Genomic DNA, 12,506 nt, shown 5'->3' on the forward strand with positions numbered 1-12,506 from the left:
GAGAATTGTTCTCAACGACTATCTTAACAAACTTAAAAAATAAATCAACCTGTATTTGTAAAAAAACATAATTTTTTTATTCCTGATTTAAAATAATTTTAAATTTCAGAAAAAAGAGTATATTACAATTGAAATTTTCATTGTATAATGTACTAAAGTATTTAAAGGGGGGTATTCATATGAATAACCATGGTGAGCAAAGTTTACAAAAAACGATTGGATTTTGGACAGCTATAACGGTTGTTATCGGTACCATCATTGGTTCTGGTGTATTCGTTAAGCCATCTGTTGTACTTAATCATGCAGGTACATCAAATATGGCCATTTGGGCTTGGGTAGTCGGAGGTATTTTAACTTTAGCTGCAGGATTAACAATTGCAGAAGTTGGAGCTCAAATTCCAAAGACCGGTGGATTATATGCATATATGCGTGATATTTACGGTTCTTTTGCTGGGTTCTTAACAGGTTGGGTTCAAACTGTTATTTATGGTCCTGCAATCATTGCATCATTGTCTTTATTCTTTGGTATTTTAGTAGTTAACTTTTTTGGATTAGATCAACATGTTGGTATTTGGATTGGTATTGCTGCATTCACATTCCTTGTCCTATTAAACATCATGGGTACAAAATTAGGTGGTGCGATGCAAACATTCACAACCATCTGTAAATTAATCCCTGTATTTGCAATCATTATTTTCGGTTTAATGTGGGGTAAAGCTGGTATTTTCGGCCAAGACGTCACTTCATTAATTCAAAACAAAGAAGAAATCAACTTTGGTCGTGCGGTTTTAGCGACACTTTTTGCTTATGACGGTTGGATTTTATTAACAAATTTAACTGGAGAAATGAAAAATGCAAAACGTAACTTACCATTAGCAATGCTTGTTGGTTTATCTGTTGTTACATTTGCATATGTATGTATTAACATCGCTGTGTTCCACGTAATCCCTGCTGATAAATTGGTTGGTATGGGTAACACATCTTCAGCTGAAGCAGCTAAAATCTTATTCGGAGATTTAGGTTCTAAGTTCGTTAACATTGGGGTTATCATTTCAATCTTTGGATGTTTAAACGGTAAAATTATGACATTTCCTCGTGTACCATTTGCGATGGCAGATGATAATTTATTACCTTTCCCTAAACTTGTAAGTTATATTTCACCGAAATTCAAAACACCTATTGGTGCTTTAATTACAGTTTATGTGATTAGTTTTATTTTATTAATTTTAACAATTTTAATTCCTGATATTATTAATGCAGACTACTTATCAGAAGTATGTATCTTTGTTATCTATATCTTCTACATGTTCGCATTTGTTGGATTATTTATTTTAAGAAAACGCCTTAAAGGTCAAGAGCGTTCATACTCAGTACCTTTATACCCTATCGTGCCAATCGTTGCATTATTAGGAGGATTATTCATTATTGTAAGTACATTAATGAGTGATTTTGTTGGCTCAATGTTAGGTGTACTTGTCGTAATCGTAGGTATCCCATTCTATTTCTTCTTAAAGAAACATCATTAAACTTTCAGTAAACACAAGCTGACTTGTGTTTACTTTTTTTATTTTCGGATATAATAATTAAAACAATAAAGGTGGGAAAACAATGAAACGTTTATTAAAAGGTATCATTCAATTATTAATTAAATTAAGCCCGATTTTAATTCCAATCGTGAAAAAAGAATTACAAAAACGTAGTGCTGCTAAGAAATAATAAAAAGCGTCAGAGCAAATCAAAATAGATTTGTTCTGACGCTTTTTTAATATGATTTTTATCTACATTCTATAAGCTGCAATCACTAACATCACCCAACTTGCAATAAAGAGGACGCCACCAATTGGTGTAATCGCACCTAAAATTTTAATTTGTGTCACCGCTAAAATGTATAACGAACCACTAAAGAAAACAATACCAAATGTCATTAACCAACCTGCTACGTTTAGGTCTAATTTTGTTGTGCCTGATAACACACCAATAATTAATAAACCTAGTGCATGATACATTTGATACGTTGTTGCTTTCTCCCAAATACTCATATACTTGTCACTTAACTTACCTTCTAAACCGTGTGCTCCGAAAGCACCTAGTGCTACGGCCATCATCGCATTAATTGCACCAATGATTAAAAATGTTTTCATAATTTCCTCCTAAAAATCAAATAATGACTCACCATTACCAAAACCATCATCGGTAACCGCAAGATTTTTGCTATTTGTATTTGTATCCGGTACTTTAGCACCCATCATTTTAAGTTCTTGTTCTGTAACTGCTGGCTCAACTTTAGGCTTAGGTGTTGATTGATGCACAACAGATACAGATTGTGATTCTTGAGCAAGCCTAGCTAACGTTTCAATCGTATACAGATGCTTATTGATTGCGAGTTCATCATTTGTGTCCATAATCATTTCAAGCTCGCGTTCGATTTGAGCAATCAATTGTGTTTTCATGAAATATCCTCCCTTGCCCAGTTGATTGGTGAAATGTTGTGCTTCATTAAATAAGCATTCGTCTCACTATAAGGTTTCGAACCGAAAAATCCTCTATATGCACTTAATGGACTTGGATGCACATTTAAGATGACATGATGCTTAGTTTGATCAATTAAAGGCAATAATTTTTGTGCATGTGAACCCCATAATATAAATACGACATGCGTTTTATATTCCGAAATTGCACGAATCACTTCAGAAGTGAATACTTGCCATCCATAATTTTTATGTGCATTTGCTTTCTTTTCTTCAACAGTCAGTACATTGTTCAATAACAATACACCTTCTTTAGCCCAACCTGTTAATTCAGGTGTCGTACGTTTAATCTTTAAATCACTCTCTAATTCTTGATACATATTGCGTAAACTCGGTGGTGTTTTGTTGCCATCTTTCACGCTAAACGCTAAACCATGCGCTTGATTCACACCATGATAAGGATCTTGACCAACAATCACGACTTTCACATTATCAAAAGGCGTAAATTTAAATGCATTATAAATATCCTCTCGTTTAGGAAAAATGGTTTTCGTTTCGTAATCTATTTCTAACTTTGACTTTAAATTAGAAAAATCATGTTGTGCATGTATTTCTTTAAATATCGTTTCCCATTCCATCATAACACCTCATTGTTGATTGTATCATAATCCCTTTTTCGGTGCTATGTGCTTGAATACTAGCCACCCACTCATTAATCACATTCGTAGCTCAATTCTATCGTTCCCTATTTACTCATAAACGTGATAAAATAATATCAGATTATATAGATGGGAGATACAACAATGTCACTTAAAAAGATTTTAACAATTGCTGGTTCTGATACTTCTGCCGGAGCTGGTATGCAAGCAGATTTAAAGACTTTCCAAGAATACAATACTTACGGTATGGTTGCATTAACTGCAGTTGTTGCGATGGATCCTGAAACTTGGGGTCATGATGTTACACCTTTACCATTAGATTTATTAGATAAACAAATCAAGACTGCTTTATCAATTGGTCCTGATGCAATCAAAACAGGTATGCTTGGTTCTGAAGAAATCATCGAACGTGCTGCGAAAGCTTTCGAAGATTCTGATGCACAATTCTTCGTAGTAGATCCTGTTATGGTATGTAAAGGTGAAGATGAAGTACTTAACCCAGGAAATACTGAAGCGATGATTAAACGATTATTACCTATAGCTACTGTTGTTACACCGAACTTATTCGAAGCGGGTCAATTATCTGGCTTAGGTAAATTAACGACAATTGAACAAATGAAGGAAGCTGCTAAAATTATTCACGAACGTGGTGCGAAACATGTTGTGATTAAAGGTGGTAAAGCTTTTGAATCTGATGAAGCTTTAGATTTATACTTTGATGGTGAAACTTACACATTATTAACAACTGATAAATTCCAATCTTCTTATAACCACGGTGCTGGTTGTACATTTGCTGCCGCTACTACAGCGAACTTAGCGTTAGGCAAATCACCTCGCGAAGCTGTTATTGCTGCAAAAGGTTTTGTCGCTTCAGCAATTAAAAATGGTTGGAAAATGAACGACTTTGTAGGTCCTGTAAATCACGGTGCTTACAACCATGTTGAAAAAATCGACGTTCAAACTAAAGAAGTTTAATTATTTAAAGGCATCCCACTCGGGGTGCTTTTTTGTTGTGCACGGTTTTGAGCTTAAAAGGTATAAATTTGCTCCTAAATCTAGTAAAATAGATAAGTATACAATGAGGAGGCAACATCATGGAAATCATTAATGTCGAGCAAGTTCAAAACTTACTCAATACATTTCAAAATAAACAAGTTTACCTGCATGTTGAAACGACAAATGGTGCTTATGCTAGCCATTTTGATGAAAAAGTATTTAACGCAGGTACTTTTTTAAGAAATATTTTAGTATCATATAAGCAAGGGATTATCACGGGTGGCAATAATGAACCTTACCGTGTCGGTTTAAAATTAGACAACGGTTGGATTTATGTTCAAGGATTAACACACTTTGAAATTGACGACCAAGGCCGTTTCTTAATGGCTGGATTAAATTATCAAGGACAATTGGCAGCTGCACTAGAAATTAGTGAAAAGCCATTTGATTTATAGGTGATATCATGATTAAAGAATCTCAAGTACTCGTTATTTTCCCTCACCCAGATGATGAAGCATTTGGTGTTTCAGGTACGATTATGAAGCATATTGATGCAGGTACTCCTGTGACTTATGCATGCTTAACTTTAGGCCAAATGGGTCGCAATTTAGGTAATCCACCTTTTGCGACACGTGAATCACTACCAAAGATTCGTGAAGCTGAACTCGATGCCGCTGCTAAAGCAATGGGTATCACAGATTTACGTAAAATGGGTTATCGTGATAAAACGTTAGAATTTGAAAAATTAGAAGATTTGGCTGAAATGGTTACAAAGTTAATTGAGGAATTAAACCCTAGTTTAATCATCTCATTTTACCCAAATTATGCGGTACACCCTGACCACGAAGCGACAGCAGCTGCTGTTATTGAAGCGGTTCGTAAAATGGATAAAGATAATCGTCCTAAATTGAATTTAGTAGCATTCAGTAACAATACTTTAGACGATCTTGGTCAGCCTGATATCGTGCATGATATTACAGGTTATGAAGAACGTAAACTTGCAGTATTAAATGCACATGCTTCACAAACAGGTCCAATGCTTGCTAGTCTTGCTCAAAATACACAAGAAGCAGAAGCAGCAAAAGACATGTGGCTTAAACAAGAGTGTTTTTATACTTACACAATAGATTAATATCATTAGGAGAAAGCAATGGAAAACTATAACTTAAATACACGTGAAGGTCGTTGGAAACATTTCGGTTCAGTAGACCCAATTAAAGGGACTAAACCTACTGAAAAAGAAAAAATGACAGACCTTCAAAGCTCAAAGAAAGATTTTCTTTTTGAAATCGATCATGTCGGTATCAAAAATTTAACTTACCCAGTTCGTTTAGACGGCTATCAAACTGCTGGTACATTTAGTTTATCAACACACTTAGCTAAAGATGAAAAAGGCATCAATATGAGCCGTATTCTAGAATCAGTTGAAGCACATTATGATAATGGTTTAGCACTTGATTTCAACACATTAAAAGATGTTTTAGTGACATTACAAACAGTGATGTACCAAAAAGATGCTTCTGTAGATGCACAAGCGAAGTGGTTCTTTGACCGCTTCAGTCCAGTAACCAACTTACGTGCCATTGGTCATGCTGATGCAACATTTTCATTATCAGTTGAAGGTGAGAAAGTGAAACATAAATCACTGACTTTAACAGCGATGGTGACAACACTTTGTCCATGTTCTAAAGAAATCAGTGAATACTCAGCACATAATCAACGTGGTATTGTAACGGTGAAAGCTGTATTTGATAATGAAAGTGAGCTTCCTGAAAACTTTAAAGAACGTATTTTAGAAGCGATGGAAGTCAATGCAAGCTCAATGTTATACCCTATTTTAAAACGTACAGATGAGAAATCGGTGACTGAACGCGCTTATGAAAATCCACGTTTTGTTGAAGATTTATTACGTTTAATAGCTGCAGATTTAGTAGAATTAGACTTTGTTAAAGGATTCGAAATTGAGTGTCGCAACGAAGAATCTATTCACCAACATGATGCATTTGCTCGACTTCGTTATAACTTATAATATGACTGAAAAAGAAAAAATGATTGCTGGCTTAATGTATGATCCACAAGACCCTGAACTTGCTAATGATCGCATTCAAGCAAAGTTAAAGACACGTGAATATAATGATACTGGAGAAGATGAAAGCACCAAACGTGATCAAATGATTAAATCCATCTTTGGTTCAACTGGAGACGCGATTCATGTTGAAGCGAACCTAAGAGTTGATTATGGATATAATATTCACGTAGGTGAAAACTTTTACTCAAATCATGATTTGACGATTCTAGACGTTGCACCAGTAACCATTGGTGACAACTGTATGATCGCACCAGGTGTTCACCTTTATACAGCTACACACCCGATTGATCCTGTCGCACGTAACAGCGGTGTGGAATATGCAAAGCCAATTACGATTGGACATAACGTTTGGATTGGTGGCGGTGCCATTATTAACCCAGGCGTATCCATCGGTGATAATGCTGTGATTGCAAGTGGTGCAGTTGTCATAAAAGATGTTCCTAACAATACAGTTGTTGGCGGAAACCCAGCAAAAATAATAAAGACAATCGATTAATAAAATCGATTGTCTTTTATTTTTATCTATCAAAAGTTACGTCACTTCTTTTAATTAATCTCTCCATTTAACAACTGCATAATGCCTCTGCCAACACCACTTTCTTCGTTTGAACCCGCTCGATACTTCGCAATTTGTTTGACTTCATCTACGCCATTCTCCATACCAAAAGAGTACCCTACACGTTCAAGCATTGATACATCATTTAAATTATCACCAAATGCTGCAACTTCATTCATATCGATTTTTAAGCTTTCGGCCAATGCTTGTAATGCAATGCCTTTTTGTGCATCATTGTGTGTGATTTCAATATTACCTCTAGAAGAAGCCGATACTGCTAAATGCTTAAATGCCTTTAATTCTGCTTTGGCTTGATCTAATTTTTCTAAATCACTTGAGAAAGCTAAGAATTTTAAGACAAGTTCTCCGTCACGTTCATAAACTTCATTATATGACTGTACTTCTTTCAATGAGCCTTGTTCAATTCGCTTGTTAATAGACGCTCTAATCTTCTCAACGTCCGGTGTATGTCCCATTTTATTCGCAATATCAATATAAATGTCTAGATCCATTTGTTTATCTTCAGTATAAATACGTGCGTTTGTGTACACTTGATAATACAAATTGTATTTATCCAAAATCGTTGTAATATCTTTAATTTGTGCGTGGTTTAACTTAGAAGTATGAATGATATTAAATGATTCATCCCTTACTTCTGCACCATTTAAACAAATGTATGGCACTTTAAGTCCTGTTGGTGCAACAGGTGTTCTTGCTTCATAAAATGCGCGTCCTGTTGCAATGGCTACAGTAATTCCTTTTGCCTGTGCTGCTTTGATGGCCTCAATATTTTCTTTAGAAATTTCGTGACTACTATTTAATAATGTTCCATCCATATCTGTTGCGATTAATCGTACCATTTTTTCAGCTCCTCATTCTTTATCGGTTTTAGTTTAACAAACAATCCTTTATTTTTCGAAAGATTCCACTTCAGATTGTCTTTGTTTTTGTGCTTTCTTTTTTGCACGTAAATCCTTAAAGAAATCTTTAAGAAGTTGACTACATTCATCATGACAAATACCGCTGATGACTGTTGCTTGATGATTAAATCTTTCTTCATGTAATAAGTTCATTAAACTGCCACTGCATCCCCCTTTAGGATCATGTGCACCATAGACAACGACAGGTATTCTACTCATGACAATCGCACCACTGCACATGACACAAGGCTCTAACGTAACATACAACGTACAATCTTCTAATCGCCAAGACCCTAAATGCTCACTTGCTTGCTGAATGGCAACCATTTCGGCATGGTGTGTAGGATTTTGTCCAATCTCTCTTAAGTTGTGACCGCGTCCAATCACTTCACCTTGGTGAACAACAATTGCACCAATAGGCACTTCATCTAAAGCTAAAGCTTTATTCGCTTCTTCAATTGCGATGTTCATATATTTTTCATGATTCATTTATCTTCCACCTAATCAGTTTTGTGATACAATAACATATACATTTTATTTTAACATTAAGGAGAATTTTATGGCGCCATTATATATCGCAATCGAAGGTCCGATTGGTGTCGGTAAAAGTTCACTCACAAAACGTTTATCAGAAACATACAATGTGACTCCAATGTATGAAATTGTCGAAGAGAATCCATTTCTCTCAGACTTCTATGCAGATATTGAAAAATGGAGTTTCCAAACGGAAATGTTTTTTTTATGCCATCGTTACAAAGAACTTAGTGAATTAACCAATAACCAAGCAGTCATCAGTGATTACCATATTTTAAAAAATAAAGTCTTCGCTAGAAATACGTTAAAACCTAAAGAATTTAATAAATTTGAGCGTATTTATGACATCTTAACAGAAGACATTCGTATGCCTGATGTCACAATATTTTTAACAGCAGATTTAAGCACATTGAAATCTCGCATTAAACTTAGAAATAGAGACTTCGAACAAATCATTGAAGATGATTATTTAACAAAGCTTACAAGTGATTATGAACACGTTTATGCGTCAATGAAAGACTCACATAAAACATTACTCATCGACACTTCAAACATTGACTTTGTAAAATCCGAAGTAGATTATCAAAATATATTACAACAAATCAATCAACTCATAGGAGAATAACATGTACCAAATACCTAACGATGCAATCATCACTATTGCAGGCACAGTCGGTGTCGGCAAATCATCACTTACAAAAGCATTAGCTGAAAAATTAAACTTTAAAACAAGCTTTGAAAAAGTAGATAACAATCCTTACTTAGAAAAGTTTTACAATGATTTCGATCGTTGGAGCTTTCACTTACAAATCTATTTCTTAGCAGAACGCTTCAAAGAACAAAAACGTATGTTTGAATATGGTGGCGGCTTTATTCAAGATCGCTCAATCTATGAAGACGTAGACATCTTTGCAAAAATGCATGAAGAAGGCGGCACAATGACCGCTGAAGACTTTAAAACATATTATGAATTATACGAAGCAATGGTCATGACACCATATTTCCCAAAACCAGACTGTTTAATCTATCTTGAATGTGACTACGAATCAGTAATCAACAGAATCGCAGAACGTGGCCGTCAAATGGAAATCGAAACTGACGAAAACTACTGGCGTGCATTATTTGCAAGATATGAAAAATGGATTGATGAATTTAATGCATGTCCTGTCATTCGCATTAACATTAATGAATATGATGTATATGATGACATCGATTCATTAGACCCAATCATTGAAAAAATTGCAAAAGTCATCGAAACACACCGAAAAATAAATCAAAGAGGATAAAAAGCAAAGTCAACCGACTTTGCTTTTTTACTTATCTATATGTTCATCAATATATTTTAGTAATTCATTTACATTCGCTAATATTGTATCTGCGTTTCCTAAATCTTGTCGGTCACCTGATCCACTAAGGACTCCTACAACATGTGCCACTTCACCATTTCGGCCAAGCAACACATCCATTTCAGTATCACCGACCATCATCGTCTCCTCTTTAGAAACGTCAAAGTGCGATAAAATGGTATCCATCAAAGCTTTTTGTGGTTTTTGATAAGGTGATGAATCGCTAGTAACAATAAGATCAAAATATTTTCTAATATTATATTTATCTACAAATAAATCCATTGACTCATTATCATCAGCAGAGACAATTGCAAGTTGATATCCTTGTTCTTTTAATGTTGCTAATGTCTCTGGAATACCATCGATAATTTCAATATCATCTTTTTCATTATCAGTTGATAAATGTGCCATTTTGTCTAATGTCCACTGAGATAATTGTTCGCCATTAGGCAATACTCTCAACTTAGAAACGATTTGCTTCGCTTTATCAGATGATAATACACGGTCAATTTTGTCGTCTATTATCCCAAACGCATCTTTTATTTCTGATTTTGGGACGTGTACGTTGGTCCTAGAAGAAAATTCATTAATCAAATCATCTGCCAGTTTTACAATAGGGCTACCGAGTTCCATAAGCGTACCATCTTTATCAAAAACGATGAGTTTCAATTGAATATCCTCCCTAAATTTCAGTTCTTACTGTTGATTATACCCGAAAAATAGAACGAAAATACAAATAACATTGATGCTAAACATTCATTAATTTACTTCTAGATGCATATCTCCTGGCTTCACCCATGACTTTGGTTTCATTACGAAATAATGAATGATTAACGTCACGATTAAAGGTGTCACGACACCAGCAATCAAAAACTGTAGAAGGACTCCTATTCCTTGGGCATTTAATATTTGAATCGGTGCAATCAATGCACATAAACCTAGTCCTGCTATCTGATAAGGAATTTCTAAATTTAATATGAGTACTGCAACTGGTCCAGACACTGCTGCTGCAATTAATGGTGCAATCATAATTTTAGGATTCTTAACGATGTTAGGGAATTGAACTTTAGGTGTGCAAATGAGTTGAGCTAAAAATCCACCCAAATCATTCTCTCGTATACTGACAAAAGTATAGCCAACAAATTGTGCAGAAATACCAACTAAAGCAGCTGCTGCTGCGCTTGAATCGAGCTGTAACGCTATCGCTAATGCTGCACTTGATGCTGGTGTCATGACCAATATAGCAAAGACAACTGCTATTACGATTGAAGCAAATAGTGGCTGATTGCCTACTATAGTGGTAATCGTTTTAGATATTGTAATCAATGTTGGTGCTATGACTTTCGATAAATAGTACCCAGCCACACTGCCAATAAGCATACTTGAAATAGGAACAGCCATTAAATCTAAAAAGGTCTTTCCTGTCACACGTTTACCGATATATGTAGCGATAATCGCTGCAATAATAGCGCCAATTGGCTCACCTGTTGTAATCGTGAACGTTTCTTTAAACGGTACAATCGCATTACCTCCAATAACACCACTTACCATCGCACTAATAATCGTTAAATTATTAGCACCAAGCATAATGGCAATCGCTGCACCTATCGCAGGTGTCATTAAGAATGTAGAAATTGATCCAATGTTCACCAACAAATCAATATGTAATAATCCACCTAAAGATTTAAACAATAATCCGATTCCTAAAGAAACTAAGATTGCAGCTGATAAACCAGCTGCCCCTTTTTCCATCCTATCCATAAAGTAGGATTTGTTTACAGCATCTTGCATTGAACCACCCCTATTCCACTTTTTCTATCCAACCAAAAACATCGTCACGTGTGCCATTTTGTATTGATGTATATGTATCATATAATTCACGTGTCACAGATCCTACTTGTTCTGGAACTGTTGCAATTTGATCTTTGTACTTAATTTCACCTACAGGGGAAATTACTACTGCCGTCCCTGAACCAAAAATTTCTGTAATACGTCCTGCTTTAACATCTCCAAAAACTTCTTCAATGGAAATACGCTTCTCTTCGACTTCATAACCTAATGATTGTGCGAGTTCTAAAATAGATTTACGCGTTATGCCGGGTAAAATACTGCCATTTAAAGCGGGTGTGACTAACTTATTACCATAAACAAAGAAGATATTCATACTGCCGACTTCTTCTACATATTTTTGTTCAACACCGTCTAACCACAATACTTGGTCATAACCTAATTTACCTGCTTTTGATTGTGCAAGTAAACTTGCTGCATAGTTCCCTGCTACTTTCGCAAAGCCTACACCACCACGAACTGCACGTACATATTCATCTTCAACATAAATCTTCGTCGGCTGCAATTGCCCATCACCATAGTAAGCACCTACTGGTGATAAGATGATTAAAAATTTATACTGATTTGCAGGTCTTACACCTAAAAAGGGTTCATTAGCAAAAATGACAGGTCGAATATAAAGCGCTTGTCCTGGTTCTGATGGTACCCAATCCGCTTCTAATGCGACAAGCTGTTTTAATGCATCAACACTCGCCTCAACATCGATGTTTGGCATTTCTAAACGAGATAACGATTGATTCATACGCTTAAAGTTCTCTTCTGGACGGAACAGTTGAATACCTTTTGATGTTTTATATGCTTTTAATCCTTCAAACACAGATTGACCATAATGAATGCTTTGCGATGCTGGTGACATGCTGATTGGCTCATAAGGTACAATTTTTTCATTATGCCATCCTTTATCTTCTGTATAATCTGCTGAATACATATAGTCTGTAAAATATCGACCAAAACCAAGCACACCACTTGGTTTCTCTTGTAATACTTCACGTGTTTGAACTTCTAGTAGATTCGTCATATAACCGCCTCCATATGTTTAATGTAGACAAGTATAGCAGTACAAAATATGTATTTCAATAATATATCCGAA

General features: G+C 35.3%; 16 protein-coding genes. 8 read left to right on the plus strand and 8 right to left on the minus strand.

Going from position 1 to position 12,506, the window contains the following annotated elements:
- The first annotated feature begins 179 nt into the window (after positions 1-179).
- Positions 180-1,526, plus strand: a complete 1,347-nt coding sequence (locus ER639_RS09025) for an APC family permease (protein ID WP_129065465.1) — start codon at positions 180-182, stop codon at positions 1,524-1,526.
- Positions 1,527-1,778: 252 nt separating this feature from the next.
- Here ER639_RS09025 and ER639_RS09030 read toward each other — a convergent pair whose 3' ends face one another.
- Genes ER639_RS09030 through ER639_RS09040 form a run of 3 tightly spaced genes read right to left on the minus strand, consistent with a single transcriptional unit; the run spans position 1,779 to position 3,106 of the window.
- Entirely contained in the window at positions 1,779-2,144 is a 366-nt protein-coding gene (locus ER639_RS09030) for a DUF423 domain-containing protein (RefSeq protein WP_129065466.1), read from the minus strand.
- A 6-nt stretch (positions 2,145-2,150) separates the two neighbouring features.
- Complete coding sequence (locus ER639_RS09035; RefSeq protein WP_129065467.1) at positions 2,151-2,450, minus strand: DUF5327 family protein; 300 nt, start codon at positions 2,448-2,450, stop codon at positions 2,151-2,153.
- Positions 2,447-3,106, minus strand: a complete 660-nt coding sequence (locus ER639_RS09040; protein WP_129065522.1) for a uracil-DNA glycosylase — start codon at positions 3,104-3,106, stop codon at positions 2,447-2,449. The genes ER639_RS09035 and ER639_RS09040 overlap by 4 nt, the downstream gene beginning before the upstream one ends.
- 165 nt (positions 3,107-3,271) lie before the next feature.
- Between ER639_RS09040 and thiD the strand changes: the two genes are divergently transcribed.
- From thiD to ER639_RS09065, 5 genes are all read left to right on the plus strand, one after another.
- Positions 3,272-4,102 (plus strand): bifunctional hydroxymethylpyrimidine kinase/phosphomethylpyrimidine kinase, encoded by an 831-nt coding sequence (thiD, locus tag ER639_RS09045; protein WP_129065468.1) that lies wholly within the window; start codon positions 3,272-3,274, stop codon positions 4,100-4,102.
- A 119-nt stretch (positions 4,103-4,221) separates the two neighbouring features.
- Positions 4,222-4,578, plus strand: a complete 357-nt coding sequence (locus tag ER639_RS09050) for a YojF family protein (RefSeq protein WP_129065469.1) — start codon at positions 4,222-4,224, stop codon at positions 4,576-4,578.
- Between the two features lie 8 nt (positions 4,579-4,586).
- Entirely contained in the window at positions 4,587-5,255 is a 669-nt protein-coding gene (bshB2, locus tag ER639_RS09055) for a bacillithiol biosynthesis deacetylase BshB2 (protein ID WP_129065470.1), read from the plus strand.
- An 18-nt stretch (positions 5,256-5,273) separates the two neighbouring features.
- Positions 5,274-6,152 (plus strand): GTP cyclohydrolase FolE2, encoded by an 879-nt coding sequence (gene folE2, locus ER639_RS09060; RefSeq protein WP_129065471.1) that lies wholly within the window; start codon positions 5,274-5,276, stop codon positions 6,150-6,152.
- Position 6,153: 1 nt separating this feature from the next.
- Positions 6,154-6,708: a sugar O-acetyltransferase gene (locus ER639_RS09065; protein ID WP_129065472.1), complete on the plus strand. Its 555-nt coding sequence runs from the start codon at positions 6,154-6,156 to the stop codon at positions 6,706-6,708.
- 50 nt (positions 6,709-6,758) lie between these two features.
- Here the strand turns inward: ER639_RS09065 and ER639_RS09070 are convergent, their stop codons facing one another.
- Entirely contained in the window at positions 6,759-7,628 is an 870-nt protein-coding gene (locus ER639_RS09070; protein ID WP_129065473.1) for an HAD family hydrolase, read from the minus strand.
- A 48-nt stretch (positions 7,629-7,676) separates the two neighbouring features.
- Positions 7,677-8,177 carry a tRNA adenosine(34) deaminase TadA gene (gene tadA / locus ER639_RS09075; protein WP_129065474.1) on the minus strand — a complete coding sequence of 167 codons (501 nt, stop codon included), beginning with the start codon at positions 8,175-8,177 and terminating at the stop codon, positions 7,677-7,679.
- A gap of 70 nt (positions 8,178-8,247) precedes the next feature.
- Here tadA and ER639_RS09080 point away from each other — a divergent pair, with 70 nt between their 5' ends.
- Both ER639_RS09080 and ER639_RS09085 read left to right on the plus strand, forming a co-directional pair.
- Entirely contained in the window at positions 8,248-8,847 is a 600-nt protein-coding gene (locus tag ER639_RS09080; protein WP_129065475.1) for a deoxynucleoside kinase, read from the plus strand.
- 1 nt (position 8,848) lies between these two features.
- Entirely contained in the window at positions 8,849-9,508 is a 660-nt protein-coding gene (locus ER639_RS09085) for a deoxynucleoside kinase (RefSeq protein ID WP_129065476.1), read from the plus strand.
- A gap of 27 nt (positions 9,509-9,535) precedes the next feature.
- Here the strand turns inward: ER639_RS09085 and ER639_RS09090 are convergent, their stop codons facing one another.
- The 3 genes from ER639_RS09090 to ER639_RS09100 all read right to left on the minus strand — a co-directional run bounded on the left by ER639_RS09090 (position 9,536) and on the right by ER639_RS09100 (position 12,434).
- On the minus strand, positions 9,536-10,237 hold the full coding sequence (locus tag ER639_RS09090; RefSeq protein ID WP_129065477.1) for an HAD family hydrolase: 702 nt from the start codon (positions 10,235-10,237) through the stop codon (positions 9,536-9,538).
- Between the two features lie 90 nt (positions 10,238-10,327).
- Positions 10,328-11,359, minus strand: coding sequence for a PTS sugar transporter subunit IIC (locus ER639_RS09095; RefSeq protein ID WP_129065478.1), 1,032 nt, complete (start codon positions 11,357-11,359; stop codon positions 10,328-10,330).
- A 10-nt stretch (positions 11,360-11,369) separates the two neighbouring features.
- Positions 11,370-12,434 carry a branched-chain amino acid aminotransferase gene (locus ER639_RS09100; RefSeq protein ID WP_129065479.1) on the minus strand — a complete coding sequence of 355 codons (1,065 nt, stop codon included), beginning with the start codon at positions 12,432-12,434 and terminating at the stop codon, positions 11,370-11,372.
- Positions 12,435-12,506 lie beyond the last annotated feature (72 nt).

It is taken from the genome of Macrococcus sp. DPC7161, from assembly GCF_004117835.1.
Classification (GTDB): domain Bacteria; phylum Bacillota; class Bacilli; order Staphylococcales; family Staphylococcaceae; genus SDSC01.